This is a genomic window from Mycolicibacterium baixiangningiae (genome assembly GCF_016313185.1).
Taxonomy (GTDB): domain Bacteria; phylum Actinomycetota; class Actinomycetes; order Mycobacteriales; family Mycobacteriaceae; genus Mycobacterium; species Mycobacterium baixiangningiae.
The window spans coordinates 2,040,522-2,060,972 of record NZ_CP066218.1 but is presented as its reverse complement, the minus strand read 5'-3'; the positions used below and the strand labels follow the sequence as shown (position 1 = coordinate 2,060,972).

The window sequence follows — 20,451 nt, the reverse complement described above, 5'->3', positions numbered from 1 at the left end:
AGGTGCACCGCGCGCTCACCGCACCGGCGCCCTCGTCGGTGATGCTATTCTCCGCAACCGAGAATGCCAATACCGTAACGGGAGAACGTCTGATGGTCGACCTCGAGATCCAGGACAGATTGGCTGTCATCACGATCGATCGTCCACATGCCCGCAACGCCATTTCCCTGGAGACCATGGGGCAGTTGGAGAAGGCGCTCGACGGCGTCGGTGGAGCGAGGGCGCTGGTCGTGACCGGCGCCGGCGACAAGGCGTTCGTCTCCGGCGGCGACCTCAAGGAACTCAGCGCGCTGCGCACCGAGGCCGAGGCATCGGCCATGGCGTTGCGGATGCGCACGATCTGCGACCGGATCGCGGAATTCCCCGGTCCGGTGGTCGCGGCCCTGAACGGCCACGCGCTGGGCGGCGGTGCAGAGGTGGCGGTGGCCGCAGACATCCGGCTCGCCGCGGACGACATCCGGATCGGCTTCAACCAGGTATCGCTGGAGATCATGCCGGCATGGGGCGGCGCAGAACGCCTGGCCGCGCTGGTCGGCAACAGCAGGGCGTTGCTACTGGCAGGCACCGGCCGCATCCTGACCGCCGCCGAGGCGTTCGAGCTGAACCTGGTGGACCTGGTCCTGCCCAGGGAGGGCTTCGACGAGGGCTGGCGCACGATCGCCCGCTCGCTTGCCGGCCGGCCCGCCGGCGAGATCAAACGCGTCATCGACGGGGTGCCGACCACCGAGGCCGTGTCGGCGTTCGCACGCCTGTGGGTCGCCGACGAACACTGGGCGGCCGCGGACAGGGTCATGAAGCGACCCAAGTGACGGGCATTGCCGCTTCGATTCTCTCTAGACGAGAATGCCATTTCCCACTAGGGTCACCGTTGTGCAGGCCCGCCTGGTTGCGGCCTGCCCGGACACGGAGGACGACGCATGGCGAAGGCGCTTGCGCCCGAGATTTCGACCTGGCCCGAGGACCAACCTCAGCTGATCGGCAGCAGCTGCGGGCGCTGCGCGGCCACCACCTTCCCGGTGCAGGACCGTTGCCCGAAGTGCAGCGCCGGGGAGATGTCCGACGTGCTGCTTCCCCGCCGCGGCACGCTGATCGCCTGGACCACCCAGGGCTTCCCGCCCGGAGCGCCCTACAAGGGGCCGACCGGTAAGGACTTCGTCCCCTTCGGGGTCGGTCTGGTCCAACTAGATGACGTCATCCGCGTCGAGGGCCGGCTCACCGAGAACGACCCCGCCAAACTCGAATTCGGCATGGCGGTCGAGTTGACCATGGTGCCGTTCGCCAAGGACGACGACGGCGAGGAGATCATCACCTTCGCCTTCCAGCCGATCTGAGCCGGCCGACGAGAGGAACAGTCGAATCATGAACGACGTAGCGATCATCGGCGTAGGGCTGCACCCCTTCGGCAGGTTCGACAAGACCGCGATGCAGATGGGCGCCGAGGCGATTCAATTCGCGCTCACCGACGCCAAACTGGAGTGGAAGGACATCCAGTTCGGCTTCGGCGGCAGTTACGAGGTGTCCAATCCCGATGCGGTCACCCGCCTGGTCGGCCTGACCGGCATCACGTTCACCAACGTATTCAACGCCTGCGCGACGGCGGCAAGCGCCATCCAGCAGACCGCCGACACCATCCGCCTGGGCAAGTACGACATCGGTATCGCCATCGGCCTGGACAAGCATCCGCGCGGTGCGTTCACCGACGATCCCGCCAAACTGGCGCTGCCGCAGTGGTATGCGGAGAACGGCCAGTTCGTCACCACCAAGTTCTTCGGGATGAAGGCCAACCACTACCTGCACAAGCACGGTATCTCGCAGGCCACGCTGGCCAAGGTGGCGGCCAAGAACTTCCGCAACGGTGCCATCAACCCGAACGCGTTCCGCCGCAAGCCGATCGCCGAGGACGAGATCCTCAACTCGACGGTGCTGAACTACCCGCTTACCCAGTACATGTTCTGCGCACCGGATGAGGGCGCGGCCGCGGTCATCATGTGCCGCGGTGACATCGCGCACCGCTACACCGACAAGCCGGTGTTCCTGCGCGCCAGCGAGATCCGTACCCGCACCTTCGGCGCCTACGAGGTGCACGCCACCTCCGCGCCGCTCGACGAGGACCCCTCCCCCACCGTCTACGCGGCGCGGGCAGCCTACGAGATCGCCGGAATCGGGCCCGAGGACGTCGACGTCGCCCAGCTACAGGACACCGACGCCGGCGCGGAGGTCATCCACATGGCCGAGACCGGGCTCTGCGCCGACGGTGAGCAGGAGAAGCTGCTCGCCGACGGCGCCACCGAAATCGGTGGTTCAATACCGGTCAACACCGACGGCGGGCTGATCGCCAACGGCGAGCCCATCGGTGCGTCCGGCTTGCGCCAGGTGCACGAGATCGTGCGGCAACTGCGCGGCGAGGCCGGCGAACGGCAGGTGCCAGGCGAGCCGAAAGTCGGTCTGGCGCAGGTATACGGCGCCCCGGGCACCGCCTCGGCGACGATCCTGTCCGTGTAACCGACGCGATGACGACCGCCCGCGCCGAGACGACAGCGTCGGCTGACGTCAGGACACAGACCATCGGCCTGTGGACGGGATTGTGCGCCGGCGTCGTGGTCCTCATCGGGTTCTTGATCTACCCCGGCTTCTTCCCGCCGATGTCACCGGCCATGCCGGCCGACGAGGTCGCCGCTTTCTACCGGGAGAACGCCGCGCTGGTGCGCGCCACCATGATCACCTGGAATATCTGCGGCATCATGGTGCTGCCGTTCTTCATGGTCATCGTCGTGCAGATGAAGCGGATGGCCACCCAGAGCCATGTGCTGGCGTACTGCTATCTCACCGCAGCGGTGAGCGGGGCGACGATCTTCGCACTCGCCGACATCTTCTTCCTCGTCGCGGCATTCCGCCCGGACCGCAGTCCCGAACTGGTCCAGTTGCTCAACGACATGGCGTGGATCATCTTCGTCGCCCCGGTCGGCATGTTGGTGGCCCAGAATCTGTTGCTGGCGTTGGCGATTCATCTCGACAACGGCCCCCGCCCGGTCTTCCCGCGGTGGGTGGGGCTCGTGGCCCTGGTCACCGCGCTGGCCATGGCGCCCGCGGCGTGCGCGGCGGCAGTCTCGAGCGGTCCGCTGGCATGGGACGGCGCCGTGTCGTTCTGGCTGCGCAACGGCGCGTTCCTGTGTTTCGTCGTCGTGATGTTCTTCGCGCTGCGTACCGCGCTGCGGCGCCAGGCGGCCGAGGAAGGCGCCGCGCCGTGAGCGCGCTGGTATCCGACCAGACGACGGCATCGGGCACCCGGCCCGCAGGAACGCGCGACATCTGGATCGTCTTCTGGATCGTGCCCGCCTTCTACGCCGCGTTCGGGGCGATCTTCTTCGCGCTCGCGCGGGTGATGCCGCCGCCGCGACCGGACGTCACGACGGCGGGCAAGGTGGACTTCTTCGCCGCCCACGGACCGACCATCCAGATCGGCTTCGGACTGCTGATCCTCATCGTCGGCGGCGCCGGGGTGGCTAACGGCATCGTGGTCTACCACATGAAACGGATGACGACCGGATCCGTCTGCGCCTACATCTATCTCGGCGGGATGGCGGTGGGCGCGCTGCCGGGCTGCCTGCTGGTCGCCTTCTGCTTCCTGGCCGCCGTGTACCGCCCCGACCGCGACCCCGAACTGCTGTCGCTGCTCTACGACCTCGGCTGTCTGTCCTACGTGGGATCGCTCGGGTGCTTCACCGCGGCGTATGTCGGCTTCGCGGTGGCCATCCTGCTCGACCGCAACGGGATCTTCCCGAAATGGCTGGCGTACGTGACGGTGTGGCAGATCGTCACCGAGATCATGGCTATTCCCATCTTCGTCACCACCGCAGGCCCGTTCGCGTGGAACGGCTCCATGTCGTTCTGGACGGGGACGGTCGTCTTCGGATTCTGGCTGTCGTGCGTGATCTACTTCCTGAAGAGGGCAAACGAACAACAGTCCCCCGCCGAGACACCGCTGGACTGACGCCGATGACCGAGACCCGACAGGCGCCCTCCGCGTCGCCCGCCCGCCCCGAGACTCACCTCCCCGGCGACGGCGCGATGTGGGTGATGGTGCTCGGCGACCTGATCATCTTCGGCGCCTACTTCGTGATCTACATGGTCCACCGCGCCATGGCACCGGAGGCCTTCCTCGCCGCACAACAACACCTCAGCCTTACCGCGGGTGTTCTCAACACCCTTGTCCTGCTGACGAGTTCGTGGTTTGTCGCGCGCGGCGTGCTGGCCGCACGCGCCGGTGACCACACCACCGCACTGCGCCTCACCTACGCGGGCGGCCTCTGCGGCGTGCTGTTCATCGGCATCAAGGTCTACGAATGGTCGGCGAAGATCGGTCAGGGGTATTCGCTGGGCAGCGGCGAGTTCTTCGGTTTCTACTACATGCTCACCGGCGTCCACCTCTTCCACCTCGCGCTGGGCCTGCTCATCCTGGGGATCGCGGCGCGGGAATTGCGGACCAGACGGCGCATGTCGATGGTGGAGTCCGGCGCGACCTACTGGCACATGGTGGACCTGCTGTGGGTCGTCATCTTCGCCCTGCTCTACGTGATGAGGTGACCGATGGCCACCACACCCGCGCACCCCGCCGCCGCGCAGCGCGCAGTCACCGTGGTCTGGCTCGCACTCGCCGCCATCACGGTCGTGTCCTGGTGGCTGGCGCCCGGACACTCCGGCGGGCCGGCGACCACCAGCGTCCCGATCACGCTTGCGGTGGCGGCGCTCGCCGTGGTCAAGGGACGCTTGATCATTCGTTACTTCATGGAGGTGCGGCACGCACCGCGCTGGCTGCAGGTGTCCACCGATGCCTGGCTCATCGTGTTGTGGGCGGCGGTGCTCGGCATCTACCTGTATTGAGGCACCGCATCCGGAGTTGACCAATCTTCGCCACTGGGAAAAACGTCGTTCTAGAATATGAAAATGCGATTCCCGGCCCGCCCCCCGTCGTTGACCGTCGGTACCGCGGTGCTGGTCGTGATGGCGAGCGTGCTCTCGTCGGCGCCGACCGCGGGCGCCCAGCCCCCGCGTCCGTTGAACGTCAAGTACACGGTGTGGGCCGAACGGCCGTTCCCGGTGACGATCTACTACCGAGAGATCGACCCGCCCAACTGGGCCGAGTACAGCCACAACCCGTATGTCTTCAGCCCCAAGGCCAAAGCCGACGTCGGTCCCGACGCGCAATGGATCCTCGACGTCACCCTTGCCGACCCCGAGCAGTGGGCGATGGTGACGGCGACAAGCGGACCGTCAACGCAGGCGCCCAACATTCATTGCGTTCTCGCGGTGGACGGGGTTGTGGTTGCCACCGACGCCGGCCCGAAAGGTGCGCTCTGCTCCATTCGCAGTTGGTGATCGTTCGGCGAAGCCACGCCGTCCGCCGAGAGGGGCTCGCCCTCCAGTCGGCCCAGCCAGGCGTGCACGAACTTCACGATCTCGTCGTGCCCCTCGGTCATGCCCAGGCCGCGTTCCATCACGAGCACCTGGGAGGCACCGGTGGCGAAGAACGTCCACACCACCGGCGGCACGTCGGCCATGTCGACGCCGTAGCGCTGCAGGACGGCGGCGATGGCCTTGGTCTGCTGCTCCCGCGCGCGCTGCGCGTAGAGCGCGATCTCGGCGTGCAGCGCCTTACGGTGGTTGGCCAGCCCCATGAACTCCAGCGTCAGCCGGGCCGAGGACGGGTCGGTCATCAGCCGCCACAGCGTCCACAGAGGTTGGGCCGTCTCGAGGGCCGCCGCCTGTGCCGCCAGACCCTGATCGGCCAGGCGGCGGAACAGCGCGAGCAACAGCTCGTCCATGGTGCGGAAGTAGTAATGCACGAGTTGGGGCTTCAGATCGGCTCGCTCGGCCACGCGGCGCGACGTGACCGCGGCGTACCCCTCGTCCAGCATCAACTGTTGGGCGGCGTCGAGCAGCACGACGCGGTTCTTCGCGTCCGGTGCGCCGATCCGTCGCCCCGAAGCCATCGAAACCCTCTCCTGTCCGCCTGCGCGCATCCCAACCCGCAGATCGTAGACGCCGACCCGCCGTGTGAGGTTGACCACGACTCAACCCCCATGCTAAGCAGATGCTCAGCATATTCACTTCTCGGGTCCAGGCGGCCCAAGCCCGCCGCCAATCCAATTCGGCGGACACCGATTTCGGGAGGAAGCGACACCCATGGCGACTGACTACGACTCCATCGACTACTTCACAGACCCGTCGCTGGTCCCCGACCCGCACCCGTACTACGACCACCTGCGCAGTAAGTGCCCGGTGCAACCGGAGCCGCACTACGGCGTGCTGGCGGTCACGGGTTACGAGGAGGCCAACTCGGTCCTCAAAGACGCTGACACCTTCTCGTCGTGTATCGCCCTCGGCGGGCCGTTCCCGCCGCTGCCGTTCACGCCCGAAGGTGAGGACCTCACCGAGCAGATCGCCGCGCACCGCTCGCACCTGCCGATGTTCGAGCACATGGTCACCATGGACCCGCCCGAACACACCTACGCGCGCTCCCTGTTGAACCGGCTCCTGACGCCCAAGCGTCTCAAGGAGAACGAGGACTTCATGTGGCGCCTCGCCGACGAAGTCCTCGACGACTTCGTCTCCGCAGGAAAGTGTGACTTCCTCTCCGCGTACGCCAAGCCCTTCTCGCTGTTGGTGATCGCCGATCTGCTCGGGGTGCCCGAGGAGGATCACGAGGAGTTCCGCAACGTGCTGGGCGCCCCCCGGCCCGAGGCACAGGTCGGCCGCCTCGACGGCTCGAACGTCGGAACCAACCCCCTGGAATGGCTCGACGACAAGTTCATCGGCTATCTCGCCGATCGCCGGCAGAACCCCCGTAACGACGTCTTGACCGCCCTGGCGACCGCGAAGTACCCGGACGAGTCGACTCCGGAGCTCATCGAGGTCGCCCGCTCGGCGACGTTCCTGTTCGCCGCGGGCCAGGAGACCACCACCAAGCTGCTGTCGGCGTCGATGCGCGTCCTGGGCGACCACCCCGAGATCCAGGAGGCCCTGCGCAACGACCGCAGCCGCATCCCCACGTTCGTCGAGGAGTCGCTGCGCATGGACGCGCCGGTGAAGAGCCAGTTCCGGTTGGCCAAGCGGCCCGCCACGATTGGCGACGTCGACGTGAAGACCGGCACGATCGTGATGGTGTGCCCGGGTGCGGTGAATCGCGATCCCGGCCGCTTCGAGGACCCCCACGAGTTCCACCTCGACCGCAAGAACGTCCGGGAACACATCGCGTTCGGACGCGGCGTGCACTCCTGCCCGGGCGGGCCGCTGGCCCGCGTCGAGGGCCGGGTGTCGATCGAGCGGCTCCTGGACCGGATGGCCGACATCACGATCGACGAGGAGTACCACGGGCCCGCCGGCGAGCGCGTCTACAACTACGAGCCGACGTTCATCCTGCGCGGCCTCACCGACCTCCACATCAAGTACACACCGGTCGGGTGAGTGCCGGGGGCCCGGAAGGGCCCCGTCCCGCGCGTGCCGAGCCGCCGTGGGCCGACGGCGTCCCGGTGCGCCGGTGACGTCTTACGTATCGCCCGACCGAGGCGGGGTATCGCCGCGTGTCCAATAGGCGCGGCCCGGGTCGCCTGCCACCACACAGCTCAGGAACAGGCCGTCCGGCGCCTGGGCGACTCCGCCTTCGAGCGTGGAGCACCCGTCGTTCTCGTTCTTGATCCCGTGCATCTCCGGCGAGCGGAACCACCGGGGTTCATATCGCCGCGGGGAACCGCAGAAGACCAGGCGTCCCCACGAGGTCACGCCGAAAACGTAGTGGGTGGTGGTGCTGCAGTAGGAACCCAGAACGATGTTCGGGGCGATGCCCGGTGTACAGGAGGGGTCGTGACACTCCGGGGGCTGGGCTGCAGCGCGTGGCGCGGCGGGCGCCATCGCAACACTCATCAAAAATGCAGCAAACACTGCCACCATGGCTCGCACCGACATATTGTCACATGTTCCGGCAACGATCTTCTCGCATTTGGAGAACATCGCTTCGAGCGCCGTTAGGCTGGCACACATGCGAGAAGTGGGTCTGACAGGCGTAGCGGCGGCGGCAATCACCCTCATCGGAGCGTTGGGCGCAGCACCGTCCGCGCACGCCTCGAACTTCGGAGTAGAACTCAACGGCACGTATCGGGCGATCTCGAACGGCGAATGGGCGCAGCGTAACCAGGTCTATTTCGACGAACAGTCCACGGAGGAGATCTGGACGATCACATCGAGCTGCGTCAGCCCGATCGAGTGCACCGGTGAGATCAGAAGCAACGTCGGTTGGACCGCCCCGATGACCTTCGAGGGCTCCTATTGGACTGCAGAGCACGAGATTCCGAACTGGGTGCCGTGCCCCGACGGCACCTTCGCCTCCGGCGAACAGAAGTTCCTCATCTGGGGGATCAACCCCGTCGCGAACCACCGTGACGTGAAGATCACCACCCTCCTGGCGGGACGCAACATCACCAAAGGTGCGAAGGGTGCCTGCGGCAGGAACGAGCAAGTCGTCAAGGAGCTTCCCGTCCGGGTGGAGAAGCTGACCTGACCTGGCGGGCCCGCGCGGGCCTCAGATCGGAAGCAGGTCCTTCCACGACTTCGGTTCGGCCCCGGCGCGCACATTCGTCAGCTGCTGGAGCTGACCGTCGGGCGAGATGTATTCACCCGTTCCGGGGTCATAGTGCGCGACGGCGACGGAGGGACCACCAGAGTCGTTGCCGTTGAAGGCACTCGGCGTGGCGGGTACGGCACCGTTGCCGGCAGGCGGCGACACCGGCGGCGCCGCCGGGAGGGGCGTGCCGTTGATGGAGTTGCCGGCCGGCGGCGGTGGGGGCACCGGCCGCGCCGGAGCGCTCGGCGGCGCGATCGGCGCCGGCGTGCTCCGCACCGGTGAGGGGGGCTGCGGCGCCGTGCCGGGCGCCGCGCCCGGGGGCAGTGGTGTGCCCCCTGTCGGCGCATGGATCCGATCGCTGAAGTCCACGCGATCGTCCGGCGGGATGCCCTGGGAGACCAGATTCGGGTCGAATGGGTACGGCCCAAGTGAGTGTTCGCGCATCGCCAGCGGCTGAAATCCCCTGGGGTCATTGCAGAGTTCGACCGTGGGCGCGCGCTTTCCCGGGTGTCCCATGCAGGGGTAGTTGCGGGCACCACGGACCGCAATCGGCGAGTCCTGCGGCAGCTTGCAGTACAGCCCATCCGGTGTGTCGAGCGTCGTCGTATCCTCCGGTGAACGCCATTGCGACGGCGGGAGGAAGCCGACAGTGCACGGCTGGGGATCGCCGATGGTGATCGCGAAATCACCCGAGGGCAGCCCCGTCGGATTGTTCTGCGGAAGCCCGAATGACTGCTGTGCCGCAATGATTCCCGGGAAGATGACGAGGAGTTGCTCGAGGGAGGGATTGTAGGTGACGAGGGTCTGGCCGACGGTGGTCAGATTCGCCAGCAGCACCGGTAGCGTCGGCTTCACCTGATTCAGGAGCTGCGAAACCTCCTGCGCGAAGCCGGGTCCGCGCTGCAGGATCGCGCGCACTTCGGGGTCGTTCTGCACAAGCTGCTCGCTGACCCCGGACAGGCTGCGCGCCCAGGCCCGGATGGCGTCGGTGGTCTCCGCCTGTGAGTCCAGAAGTGGTCCGCTGTCGTCGATCAACGCCCGCATCTGGTCGGAGACACCGTTGGCGTCCTTGGTCACCTTGCTCGCGGAGTCCAGCAGTGACGCGAAATCCGGGCCCGCACCGTTGAACGCCTTGAACGTCTCGTCGAGCACGTCGCTGATCCGGCCCTCCGGGATGCTGTCGACCAGTTTGCTGACCTGATCGAGCATCGGCCCCACCGCCTGAGGGACCGTCGCGTTCTCCTGGGTGATGACCGATCCGTCCTCGAGGTACGGGCCGGAATCCGTGCGCGGACGCAGATCGACGTACTGCTCCCCCACCGCGGACACACTGCGGACGGCGGCTTCCAGATCGGCGGGGATCTCCGGCGACATGTCCAGCAGCAGCGTGGCTTTCGCACCCTTCTCGGTCAGCTCTACTGCCGTCACCTCGCCGACCTGCACACCGCGGTAGGTCACATTGCTGAACTGGTAGAGGCCGCCGCCGGTCGGCAGCTCCAGCGTCACGTTCACCTTGCCGATACCGAGCAGGGTCGGCACCTTCATGTACGCGAAGACCATCACACCCACACCGACGATCGACGCGATCGTGAAGATGACGAGTTGGGTTCGGACGAAGCGTGTCAGCATCAGCCACCGCCTCCAGGTGTCGATTGGGCGTCGTTCGGCGGCGGCGCAGGGGCAGGTGGAGCAGAGGCTCCCGGACCGTACGGTCCGGCGAAGATCTGCGACGACGTGGTGACTGCCGGCACCCCCATCCCGGGCAGCGCGGCGGGCGGCGGAACCACCGGCACGAGCGGCTCGGTCACCGGTGGCATCGCGCCGGCGGGCGGCGAATCCTGACCGGGCGCCAGCAGCTGTTCGGCCGCCGCGTCCGAGGGCGACTGCGGTGGCGGCGGCGTGGCGGCGCTCAGCATCGGATCGTAGGAGTAGTTCAGGTAATACGGGTCCCCCGGCGCGGGAATGAGCTTGGCGTTCTCGTCACCCCACCGAGTACCGAGGAACATCGTCTTCTTCAGTCGCGGATAGGTGAGGTCGAAGATCGCATACAGATTGATGAAGTCACCCTTGGTGATCTTGTCGGCGAACGCCGGGCCGTAGGGAAAGGCCGTCGCCCAGATCAGCGCAGAAGACAGATCCGGTCCGATATCGGCCAGCGACTTGAGGGCCGGCTCCAGGTTCCGCAGGTTGGTCACGAGATCATCACCCGCGTCGTTGACCAGACCGGTGGCCGTGTCGCTGAACCGCCCGAGCTTCTCCAGCGCGGTGGTCAGCCGGGGGCGTTCCTTGATCAGCACGTCGAGTGCCGGTGGGATGTCCTTGAGTGCACGGTCGATCACGTCGCGCTGGCCGGCGAACGTACCGGAGACGCGCCTCAGTTCTTCGATGGCACTGATGATGTTGTCCCGCTGTCCATCGAGCACACCGACGAATCTGTCGAGCCGGCCGAGCAGTTCGCGGAACTCCGGCGCGCGCCCGGACAACGCGATGTTGGCATTGTGGATGATGTCGCCCACCTGGCCGAGTCCGCCGCCGTTGACGACGACGGACAGTGACGAGAGCGTCCGTTCGGTGGACGGGTAGGTCGACGAATCGTTCAGCGCGACGGTGGCGCCGGGCTGCAATCGACCACTCGGCCCTTCACCGACCGGTGGATTGAGTGCCAGGTGCATGGATCCCAACAGGCTGGTCTGACCGACGGTGGCCACGGCGTTGGCAGGCACCACCACGTCCGGCTTGACCGAGATCTCCACGTCGGCGTGCCAGTTCTGCACCGTCATCTTGCCCACACTGCCGACGACCACATCGTCGATCAGCACCGGTGCGTTCGACTCCAGGGTCGCCACATTCGCGACCTCCACGTGGTAGCTGACCGCGTCGGATCCCCGCCCGGGTGCCCCCGGCAGCGGCAGCGAGTTCAAGCCCTGATACGAACAACCCGTCAGCGTGAGGGCAACGCACGAGCCGACGACGGCAAACCTCTTCGTCGCCTGAATCATGAGGGCGGCATCCCTTCTGCCGGCAACAGCGGTGCATCCGGAGGCGGCGGCGGCGGCGGCGGGGTCGCCGGAAGCAACATCCCCTCGACGGTCGACGGGCCCGGAGGCACGTTCGACATCACGTTGGGCGGTCCGGGAAGCGGCGCGCCCGGGAACAGGGCCGGCGACGGAATGGCCGGGGCATCCCTGTCAGGTGCGTACAGTCCCGGCTGCCCGGGCGGAGCCCTCCAACCAGGGGGCGGTGGCACGTCTCCGGCGCCGGTGTAGGCCGACACGGTCGGCGGTGGTTCGGGTGGGTCACCCGGCCCGGCTCCGCCTGGGGCCAGCTTCGGATCGGTGATGATCATCCGGTCCGGATTCACCGCAGGCCGCAGGTAGGGGTTGACGGGAAGCGGAAGGTTGTTGAAGTTGGCCAGCCGCAACGCCGGACCCAGGTATTGCTCGCAGAGTTTCGCCGTCTCGGGTGCGGTGACGTTGGCGACGGCGCCGATCATGCCGCAGATGAACCACACCGGATTCGAGAAGTTCACGATCGAGAAGGCGCCCGTGACCGACCCGCCGTTCGGGTAGTAGATGTTGTTGAAGTTGGCGATGGCGTTCGGGGTGATGTGAAGAACGTTCTCGAGGGCGAGACGATTGTCGACCAGGACCTGAGTGACGTTGCCCAGCCGCTGGATCTGCTCTGCGGTCTGGTTGCGGGTCCCCGCGACGAACCGCTGCACTTCGCCGATGGCGACCGACAGGTCGGACAGCGCGCCGTCGAACTCGTCCCTGTTGTCGTTCAACACGCTGCTCAGACTGGCCAGTCGATTCTGGAACAGGACGATCTGTTCTTTACTGTCCCGAAGCGCACTGACGAAGATCTGCAGGTTCTTGACGATGTCGACGATGTTGCCGCTGCCTTCGGCGAAAATCCGTGCTGCGCCGGATAATTGAGCCAGCGTTTGCCGGAGCTTGTCGCCGTTGCCCTCCAACGCGTTCGCGGCACTGTCGATGAAGCGCGACACCGAAGTGCCGGACACCTTGGAATCCTGACCGGTACCGGGTCCCAATTCTGTTGCCAGCCGCATCAACTGGTCCTTGACCTCGTCCCACTCGACCGGTACGGCGGTCCTGTCCCTCGGAATCACCGCGCCGTCACCCAGCGTCGGCCCTGCTCCCGTCCGGTACGCCGGCGTGAGCTGAACGTAGCGGGCGGCGATCAGGTTCGGAGCGACGATGATCGCCTTGGCCTCGGCCGGGACCGAAACGCCATGGTCGATCTTCATCACCAGCTTGGTCTCCGTGCCCTCGGGCTCGATGGCGTCGATGGTGCCGACCTTGATGCCCGCCACCCGCACCTCGTCACCGGGGTAGATCGCCGTCGCCGTCGGGAAGTACGCGCTGACCGTGGTGGGCCCGAAAAAGACCTGGCGCACGACGAACGCGGCACCGACGAACAGCAGGACGACCAGCAGCAACGCCGTGCCGGCCGCCAATCGCTTACGGGTTTCCATCATCAGGGAGATCTCCTGGCTGCGGGATGCCGTTGACGGGGAATTCCAGCTCGGCCCGCGGCCCGGCGTTGTCCGGCGGCTGACCGGCATTGACGCCTCGCCTGAACCCGAACGCGTAGTCCAGGAACGGCTGCAGCAGCTGTCCGAATGCGAGGTTGGGGACCAGGGCGTTGTAGTACGCGCCGTTCGCGACGATCTCGCCCTGTGTCAGGTAGTACTTGGCCGCCCCGGGGAGCATCTTGGCCAGGTTGTCCCGGTTCTTCTCCAGCACCGCGGTGACCGAGTTCAACCGCTCCAGAGTCGGCGCCAGTTCCTGCTCGTTGTCGGCGACCACGCCGCTGAGTTCACGTGAGACCGCCGAGATGTTGGCGAGCAGGCTCACGATCGCCTGCCGGCGCTCATTGAGCACGGCGAGCAGGTCGTTGGCGTTCAGGATCAGCGCGTTGACCTGCTTGCTGCGTTCGGCGAAGATCCCGGTGACGTCGCCGGCCGTCTTCAGCAGCTCCGACAGACTCTCGTTTCGGTTGTTGAGCGACTTCGACAGCCGCGACAGCCCGTCGAACGCCGGACCCAGCTGAGGACTGATCTGATCGAGCGTCGCGGCCAGCGTGTCCAGCGACTGGTTGAGCGTGTCGGTGTTCGTGCCGGCGGTGTTGGTGGTGAGCTCGCCGAGCGCATCCGACAACGAGTACGGCGAGGACGTTCGGGACGTCGGGATGGGCGCAGTGCGCGACAGGTTGCCACTGCCCGCCGGCTTCAGCACCAGCACCCGCTCGCCGAGCAGGGTTCCGGTGCGGATATCGGCCGTGCTGTCGGAGCCCAGCGCGTACCTGCTGTCGACGGTGAAATCGACCAGCGCGTCGCCATTGTCGAGACCGACCGAGGTGACCGAGCCGACCTTGATGCCGGAGACCGTCACATCGTTACCGGTGGCAATGCCACCCGCCTCGGTGAACAGCGCCTGGTATCGCAGTGCGGTGGCCATGGAGATCAGGCGCTCCGGTGCCAGGCCCACGGCGACGATGAGGATCATCACGACGAGGCCGATGACGCCGGACTTGATCAGCTGCGATCCGCGGTACTTCAGCATCTAGTTCTCCTCGCACCTTCCCGCTTCCTGCCGGATCCACGGGAAGACCACCGTGCGTCCCTGAAGATCGCTGGCGCGGAACGTGACAGCGCAGATGTAATAAGGGAAGAAGGCGCCATAGGAGCCCACCCGTGCGAGTTTGCGATAGATCTCGGGCAACTTCTGAAGCGTGGCGTCGATCCGGGGCTTGTCGTTGTCGAGGATCGGGGCGAGCTCGTTCAACTGGTCGACCGTGCCGGCCAGCGGCTGTCGGGCCCTACCGAGCAGATCTGCCAGTGACGCCGTGCCGTTGTCCAACGACTCGATGGCAGTGCCGATCGGGTCGCGATCGGCCGACAGCCCATTGACGAGTTTCTCGAGTCGGTCGACCGCGCCGGAGAACTCGTCACCGTCTTCGGCCAGCGTCGCCAGCACCGTTCGCAGATCGTCGATCAAGGCTTCGATGACCTGGCCGTTGTCCGCCAGCGAGTTGGTGAACGACGAGGTCCTCGACATCAGCGATTCCAGCGTTCCGCCCTGGCCCTGCAGGACCTGGATCAGGGACGAGGTCAGCGCGTTGACGTCTTGCGGATTGAGTCCCTGGATCACAGGTTTGAGACCACCGAGCAGCAGGTCGAGGTCCAGCGCCGGCGCCGTCCGATCGAGCGGTATCTGCGCCCCGGTCGGGAGGATCTTCGTCGAACCCGGTGTGTCGACGAGTTCCAGATAGCGATCGCCGACCAGGTTGAGGTAACGGATCGCCGCCTTGGTCGCAGTGGTCAGCACGATGCCGCGGTCGGTGTCGAAATCGATCAAGACCCGCCTGTCGCCCTGCAGGGACACCTTCTGGACAGTGCCGACCCGGACGCCGGCAACCCGCACGCCGTCCCCCGACTTGAGCCGCGACGCGTCTGCGAAGACGGCCGAGTAACCGTTTGTCGCACCGGTTCGCCCGTCACTGAAGACGAGGAACAGAAAGGCTGTCAGCACTACCATCACCACCGCGAAGGTGATGAGCTTGATGAGCGTGCCCGTGAGTTTCGTCATCCTGGCTGTCCCGTTTGTGCGCTGTTGCGTGGTGGCCCGGCGAGCGGCCCATAGAGCCACTGTTTGAGTCCGTCCGAGTTGAGCAAGATGCCCGAGTTCCCGTACTGCGCGGGGTTGGAGCCGACGTCGCCGACGATCAACGGCGGCACGAAGTCCGGTGGCAGCTCGGGCAGGCCGAGTGCCTCACAGTAGTTGTAGCCGCCGCTCTTGGCCGCGACCTTCGGCAGATCCGTCGGATATCGGTACCGCTCGACGCCGAGCGTGAGGCCGGCCGAGACGATGATCCCGTTGTATTGCGGCGGGGACTTCGAGAACGGCACGAGGCCACCGATGCCGCACCGCACCGAGTCGTGGTAGCGGGCGAGCAGGTCGGTGGTGGGCACCAGCACGTGCACCAGGTCGGTGAGAGCCTTTCGGTTACCGCCGATGACCTCGTTGCCGAGGTCTGCCAAACCGATTGAGCTGACCAGGAATTCGTCGAGGTTCTGCTGCTCCTCGACTATCGAGCGGCTGACCTGTGTGGCGTTGTCGAAGGTCCTCATCAGATCGGGTGCCGCGTCGGCGTAGGCGTTGAACGTCGGTACCGCCGCCTCGATGTCGTGGCTCAGGTTGGGCAGGCTCGGCTCGAGCTTGGCCAGCAGCGCGTTGAAGTCGGACATCGTCTGACCGAACTGCTCACCGCGGCCGTTGAACGCGGTGGCGATCGCACCGAGCGTCTCGTTCAGTTTCGCCGGGTCGATCTTGTCCAGCACCGTGACCAACTGCTGGAACACGGTGTTGATCTCGACCGTGACGTGCTCGCCCTGCAGCACCTGCCCGGCGCGCAACGTCTCCGGCGACGGGTCAGCCGGTGCGTTGAGCTCCACGAATTTGGCGCCGAACACCGTCGACGAGGCGATGTCGACGCCCACATTCGATGGAATCAGGCGCAGCTGAGACGGATCCATGGCGAGGTGCAGTGCGGCCTGGCCGTCGGGACGTTCCTCGATGGACGACACCTTGCCGACCTCGACACCGCGCATCCTGACCTTGGCGTCGGGGTTCATCACCAACCCGGCCCGGTCCGAGAGCACTGTCACCGGAATGGTTTTGGTGAAGCTGCCGCGGAACAGGCCGATCGCCAGCGCGATGATCAGACCGAACACCACCACACTGGCCAGGCCGGCCAGTGCCTTCGCACGGTTACTCGTCAACTCAGCCCCTATCCCGAAAGATTGAAGTTGCCGTTGGAGCCGTAGACGGACAGGGACACCAGCAGTGTCACCGACACGACGAGGATGAGGGAGGCGCGCACCGCGTTACCCACCGCGGCACCGACTCCCGACGGGCCACCCGAGGCGAAGTAGCCGAAGTAGGTGTGGATCAGCAGGATGGTGAGCGCCATCAGGATGGCCTGCAGGAATGACCACAGCAGGTCGATCGGGTTGAGGAACGTGTCGAAGTAGTGCTTGTACAGGCCGCTGGACTGGCCCAGCAGCATCACCGTGGTGAATTGGCTGGCGACGAACGACAGGATGACGGCAATCGAATACAGCGGCGTGATCGCGATCATCCCGGCCACGATCCGTGTGCTCACCAGGTATTCCACCGGGCGGATACCCATGCTCTCCAGTGCGTCGATCTCCTCGTTGATCCGCATGGCGCCCAGCTGGGCGGTCACTCCGGCGCCGAACGTGGCCGCCAGCCCGATGCCGGCCACCACCGGCGCTGCAATGCGGACGTTGATGAAGGCGGACAGGAAGCCGGTGAGCGCCTCGATGCCGATGTTCCCCAGCGAGCTGTACCCCTGGATCGCCAGGACCCCGCCGGTGGCCAGTGTCAGGAATCCGACGATTACCACGGTGCCGCCGATCATCGCCAATGTGCCCGCGCCCATGGATATCTCGGCGATGAGCCGGATGACTTCCTTGCGGAAGTGCATTGTGGCGTGCGGAATCCCGGCAAGGGCCCGCCCGTAGAACATCGTGTGGTCACCGATGCGGCTCAGCAACGACACCGGGCGGCTGAACTGCCTGGCGACGCGTGGATAGGTCGATCGCAGTACGGTCAGGGTTCCCATGCGTCAGCCCGTCGTCAGTTGGATGCCGATGGCGGTCACCAGCACGTTGATGACGAACAGCGCCATGAACGCGTAGACCACCGTCTCGTTGACCGCGTTGCCCACGGCCTTGGCTCCGCCGCCGGTGATGGTGAGGCCGCGATAGCACGCCACCATCCCGGCGATCAGCCCGAACAACGCGGCCTTCACGCACGAGATGATCATCTCGGGAAGCCCGGTAAGCAGCGTGATACCGGCCGCGAAAGCGCCCGGGTTGACGTCCTGCACGAACACCGAGAACACGTAGCCACCGAGGATGCCGATGATCACCACGAGACTGTTGAGTAGCAGGGCAACCAGACCCGACGCCAGCATGCGAGGGGTCACCAACCGCTGCACGGGGTTGATGCCGAGCACCTCCATCGCCTCGATCTCCTCGCGGATGGTGCGGGATCCGAGGTCAGCGCACATCGCTGTCGCTCCCGCGCCTGCGACGATCAGCACGGTCACCATCGGACCCAGCTGGGTGACCGCCCCGAACGCCGCTCCGGCGCCCGAGAGGTCAGCCGCGCCGAGTTCGCGGAGAAGGATGTTCAGCGTGAAGGACACCAACGTCGTGAACGGAATCGCTACCAGCAGAGTGGGTGCCAGTGAGACCTTGGCGACGAACCAGGACTGTTCGAGGAATTCCCGCCACTGAAACGGCCGGCGGAAGATGAAGCGGAAGGCGTCGGCAGACATCGAGAACAGCCCGCCCACCGCCTGCATCGGTGTCGAGATGCCCTTACCCAGCGAAATCCCGGGTGTCCACCGCTCAGCCATGGGCTCGGGCTCCTTCCAGGATGGTGACCGCCGCTACCGCTGTCGGACCACCGATGTTGTGCGCCAGACCGATTCGCGCCCCATCGACCTGATTGACGGCCTCGCCGCGCAGTTGTTCGAACAACTCGACGCACTGCGCGACACCGGTCGCGCCCGGCGGGTGGCCCTTCGCCTTGAGTCCGCCGCTGGGGTTGACCGGCAGCGCGCCGCCCATGCTGGTCACCTCGGCCTCGACCAGCTTGTACGCACCGAAACGGTCGGCGAAGCCGAGATCCTCATAGCTGATCAGCTCGATTCCGGTGAAATAGTCGTGCACCTCGGCGACGTCGACCTCGGCCGGTGTCACACCGGCCATACCGAAGGCGCGCTTGGCCGCGCGGACCGTCGCCGGAAACGTCGTCATATCGGGTTTGTGCGGGTACATCACCGAATCGAGTCCCAGCCCGACGCCGCGGATCCACACCGGCCGATCGGTGAAACGGTCGACGACGTCCTCGGCGGCCAGGATCAGCGCGGCGGCGCCGTCGCTTTGTGGTGCGCAGTCGTAGATCCCGAACGGGTCGGCGACGATCGGTGCGGCCAGCGCCTGCTCGACGGTGATCTCGAACCGCAGCCTGGCCTTCGGGTTGTCGACGGCGTTGCGGTGGTTCTTGACCGCGATCATCGCCAGATGCTCACGGGTGGCCGGTGACTCGTGCAGGTACCGGCGCACATGCAGTGCGAAGCCGGCAGGTGCGACGAGCCCCAGCGGGTAGTCCCAGGCCATATCGCGGGTGGTGGCCTCCCAGCCCCACATCATGTCCTTGGTGGCGACCTCGCGCAGCTTGTCCGCACCCATCACCAGAGCGACGTCCGCCGCGCCACAGGCGATCCCGTAGAGCGCGTTGCGCACTGCGTCATTGCCGGTGGCACAGGAGTTCTCGATGTGGGTGACCGGCAGATCCTGCAGTCCGAGGGTGTCAGCCAGCACACCTGCGGGGAAGCCGTCCGTCGTGCCCATGGCGCCGAACCATGCCGCATCGATGTCATCTTTGATCATGCCCTTGTCGACGCTGGCGGCGCACTCAGCGAACGCCATCGGCAGCAGGTCCTTGATACCGAGGGCATAGTGCTCGGCGAACGGCGTCATGCCCGCACCGACGATTGCTACCTTGCGCATGGCGCCTCCGACTCCGGCGCGGTCATGCCGCGTCCGGTTCGAACGCGTAACCGTAGTCGGGCACGCCGGAGCGCACCGCGACACGACGAAGGACCATCTGTCCCCTGGCGCCGATGTCGACCGACCCCGGTTCGGCGCCGGTCACCTTGACCAGTGCGCGCACGTCGGTCCCGTCGAGTTCCACGATCACCAGCGAGTAGGGCGAGCGCATCCCCGGCACCGGAATCCGCACGGTCGCCTCGGTGTAGACGGTGCCGGTCCGCGGTAACGGCACCAACTCGTAGTCGGTGTCCAGTGCACAGTCAGCACCGACCCGGTAGCGCGGCGGGAAATCCAGAACGTCGCTGTCGGTGTGCTTGCCGGCCTCCCAGCGCACCTTCGCCTCGAATGCGCGCTCGTAGGCGGCCAGCGAAATCGCCAGGTCGGCACCCGGGGTGACCGTCCCCTCGGGTAGCAGCCGTGCCGCCGGTTCACGTCGAATCACTTGTGCCTCACCGCCTGTGACGGTGATGCCGGACAGGCTAGCCTGCTCCACCGCAACCAAGGGGCCCATCGTATGGGACTCGGTGAGGCTTGCGAGGGCAAACAGACCAGAACTTGCTCCGGATGTCGGCAGGCGGGGCGGTTCGCCGATGCACAGCGACATCACCTTGTCGTGTTCGACACCCGCGACGACCACCGGCGTGTCCAGCCACGCCGCCGAGAGCGAGGCCAGCAGTCCGCGTTCGTGCAGCAGACGCGGGTCGCCGTAGTCGTGGACGACGCCGACGGCGTTGCGCGTGCGCACCGGCAGGCTGCGCGCGACACGGGCGGCGGTGCGGACCTGCTTACCGCGGTCAGACGTCAAGATCGCCGCCGCGCCCGCCGGTTCCAGATCGACGCCGATGACCAGTGACCGCGGCCGGGCGGAGCTGACCGCATCCAGCGTCGCCGGCGCACCGCCGAGCCGTTCGTCGACCTCGAGTTCGGGGTCCAGGCCCAGGCCGGCCAGCAGCACCGCGGCGTTACTGCTCTCGGTCAGCGGCAGATCGCGGCTGACCAGGACGACGCGTTCCACCGTCCCACCCGCGCTGAGCGCGGCGCATCCGGCCTCGACGGCGAGCGTGATGGCGTCCTCGTCGTCACCGGCGATGCGGTGATGCGGTGTGCCCCAACACGGGAGGTACGTCCCGATCGAAGCGATGAACGGCATTCAGATCCCCAC

At 66.4% G+C, this 20,451-nt stretch carries 22 protein-coding genes; 10 read left to right on the top strand and 12 right to left on the bottom strand.

The genetic code is table 11. The annotated features are described in order from the left end of the window. Positions 1-92 precede the first annotated feature (92 nt). The 8 genes from I7X18_RS09735 (at position 93) to I7X18_RS09700 (ending at position 5,376) form a co-directional block, all read left to right on the top strand. Positions 93-809: an enoyl-CoA hydratase/isomerase family protein gene (locus I7X18_RS09735; RefSeq protein WP_193047071.1), complete on the top strand. Its 717-nt coding sequence runs from the start codon at positions 93-95 to the stop codon at positions 807-809. A gap of 108 nt (positions 810-917) precedes the next feature. Further along, positions 918-1,331: a Zn-ribbon domain-containing OB-fold protein gene (locus tag I7X18_RS09730; RefSeq protein ID WP_193047070.1), complete on the top strand. Its 414-nt coding sequence runs from the start codon at positions 918-920 to the stop codon at positions 1,329-1,331. 28 nt (positions 1,332-1,359) lie between these two features. Continuing rightward, the gene (locus tag I7X18_RS09725) at positions 1,360-2,502 is read left to right on the top strand and encodes a thiolase family protein (RefSeq protein WP_193047069.1); all 1,143 of its coding nucleotides are present in this window, start codon (positions 1,360-1,362) and stop codon (positions 2,500-2,502) included. Positions 2,503-2,510: 8 nt separating this feature from the next. Further along, positions 2,511-3,248, top strand: coding sequence for a hypothetical protein (locus I7X18_RS09720; protein ID WP_193047068.1), 738 nt, complete (start codon positions 2,511-2,513; stop codon positions 3,246-3,248). Continuing rightward, complete coding sequence (locus I7X18_RS09715; protein WP_193047067.1) at positions 3,245-3,991, top strand: hypothetical protein; 747 nt, start codon at positions 3,245-3,247, stop codon at positions 3,989-3,991. The genes I7X18_RS09720 and I7X18_RS09715 overlap by 4 nt, the downstream gene beginning before the upstream one ends. Positions 3,992-3,996: 5 nt before the next feature. After that, complete coding sequence (locus I7X18_RS09710) at positions 3,997-4,584, top strand: cytochrome c oxidase subunit 3 (protein ID WP_193047066.1); 588 nt, start codon at positions 3,997-3,999, stop codon at positions 4,582-4,584. A gap of 3 nt (positions 4,585-4,587) precedes the next feature. Next, positions 4,588-4,881 (top strand): cytochrome C oxidase subunit IV family protein, encoded by a 294-nt coding sequence (locus I7X18_RS09705; protein WP_193047065.1) that lies wholly within the window; start codon positions 4,588-4,590, stop codon positions 4,879-4,881. 120 nt (positions 4,882-5,001) lie between these two features. Continuing rightward, positions 5,002-5,376: an Rv2576c family protein gene (locus I7X18_RS09700; RefSeq protein ID WP_193047282.1), complete on the top strand. Its 375-nt coding sequence runs from the start codon at positions 5,002-5,004 to the stop codon at positions 5,374-5,376. On the opposite strand, the gene I7X18_RS09695 is transcribed toward I7X18_RS09700, so the two are convergent. Next, positions 5,292-5,990: a TetR family transcriptional regulator gene (locus I7X18_RS09695; RefSeq protein WP_193047064.1), complete on the bottom strand. Its 699-nt coding sequence runs from the start codon at positions 5,988-5,990 to the stop codon at positions 5,292-5,294. The genes I7X18_RS09700 and I7X18_RS09695 overlap by 85 nt on opposite strands. 193 nt (positions 5,991-6,183) lie before the next feature. On the opposite strand from I7X18_RS09695, the gene I7X18_RS09690 reads away from it, so the two are divergent. Further along, the gene (locus tag I7X18_RS09690) at positions 6,184-7,464 is read left to right on the top strand and encodes a cytochrome P450 (RefSeq protein ID WP_193047063.1); all 1,281 of its coding nucleotides are present in this window, start codon (positions 6,184-6,186) and stop codon (positions 7,462-7,464) included. Positions 7,465-7,545: 81 nt separating this feature from the next. On the opposite strand, the gene I7X18_RS09685 is transcribed toward I7X18_RS09690, so the two are convergent. Beyond that, positions 7,546-7,956, bottom strand: coding sequence for a hypothetical protein (locus tag I7X18_RS09685; protein WP_193047062.1), 411 nt, complete (start codon positions 7,954-7,956; stop codon positions 7,546-7,548). Between I7X18_RS09685 and I7X18_RS09680 the strand changes: the two genes are divergently transcribed. After that, a complete protein-coding gene (locus I7X18_RS09680; protein ID WP_226863882.1) occupies positions 7,946-8,554 on the top strand; it encodes an Rv2253/PknI dimerization domain-containing protein in 609 nt (202 codons plus the stop codon). The two genes, I7X18_RS09685 and I7X18_RS09680, sit on opposite strands and share 11 nt — an antisense overlap. 21 nt (positions 8,555-8,575) lie before the next feature. Here the strand turns inward: I7X18_RS09680 and I7X18_RS09675 are convergent, their stop codons facing one another. Genes I7X18_RS09675 through I7X18_RS09630 form a run of 10 tightly spaced genes read right to left on the bottom strand, consistent with a single transcriptional unit; the run spans position 8,576 to position 20,439 of the window. Continuing rightward, a complete protein-coding gene (locus I7X18_RS09675; RefSeq protein WP_193047061.1) occupies positions 8,576-10,246 on the bottom strand; it encodes an MCE family protein in 1,671 nt (556 codons plus the stop codon). Further along, the gene (locus I7X18_RS09670; protein ID WP_193047060.1) at positions 10,246-11,616 is read right to left on the bottom strand and encodes an MCE family protein; all 1,371 of its coding nucleotides are present in this window, start codon (positions 11,614-11,616) and stop codon (positions 10,246-10,248) included. The genes I7X18_RS09675 and I7X18_RS09670 overlap by 1 nt, the downstream gene beginning before the upstream one ends. Further along, complete coding sequence (locus tag I7X18_RS09665) at positions 11,613-13,115, bottom strand: MCE family protein (protein ID WP_193047059.1); 1,503 nt, start codon at positions 13,113-13,115, stop codon at positions 11,613-11,615. Before I7X18_RS09665 ends, I7X18_RS09670 begins: the two co-directional genes overlap by 4 nt. Continuing rightward, positions 13,099-14,202 (bottom strand): MCE family protein, encoded by a 1,104-nt coding sequence (locus I7X18_RS09660; RefSeq protein ID WP_193047058.1) that lies wholly within the window; start codon positions 14,200-14,202, stop codon positions 13,099-13,101. The genes I7X18_RS09665 and I7X18_RS09660 overlap by 17 nt, the downstream gene beginning before the upstream one ends. Next, entirely contained in the window at positions 14,203-15,228 is a 1,026-nt protein-coding gene (locus tag I7X18_RS09655) for an MCE family protein (protein ID WP_193047057.1), read from the bottom strand. After that, positions 15,225-16,421 (bottom strand): MCE family protein, encoded by a 1,197-nt coding sequence (locus I7X18_RS09650; protein ID WP_193047056.1) that lies wholly within the window; start codon positions 16,419-16,421, stop codon positions 15,225-15,227. The genes I7X18_RS09655 and I7X18_RS09650 overlap by 4 nt, the downstream gene beginning before the upstream one ends. A gap of 8 nt (positions 16,422-16,429) precedes the next feature. After that, a complete protein-coding gene (locus I7X18_RS09645) occupies positions 16,430-17,287 on the bottom strand; it encodes an MlaE family ABC transporter permease (RefSeq protein WP_193047055.1) in 858 nt (285 codons plus the stop codon). 3 nt (positions 17,288-17,290) lie between these two features. Continuing rightward, positions 17,291-18,088 (bottom strand): MlaE family ABC transporter permease, encoded by a 798-nt coding sequence (locus tag I7X18_RS09640; RefSeq protein ID WP_193047054.1) that lies wholly within the window; start codon positions 18,086-18,088, stop codon positions 17,291-17,293. Beyond that, positions 18,081-19,247: a thiolase C-terminal domain-containing protein gene (locus I7X18_RS09635; RefSeq protein WP_193047053.1), complete on the bottom strand. Its 1,167-nt coding sequence runs from the start codon at positions 19,245-19,247 to the stop codon at positions 18,081-18,083. The genes I7X18_RS09640 and I7X18_RS09635 overlap by 8 nt, the downstream gene beginning before the upstream one ends. Before the next feature lie 22 nt (positions 19,248-19,269). Next, on the bottom strand, positions 19,270-20,439 hold the full coding sequence (locus I7X18_RS09630; protein ID WP_193047052.1) for an OB-fold domain-containing protein: 1,170 nt from the start codon (positions 20,437-20,439) through the stop codon (positions 19,270-19,272). Positions 20,440-20,451: the final 12 nt, after the last annotated feature.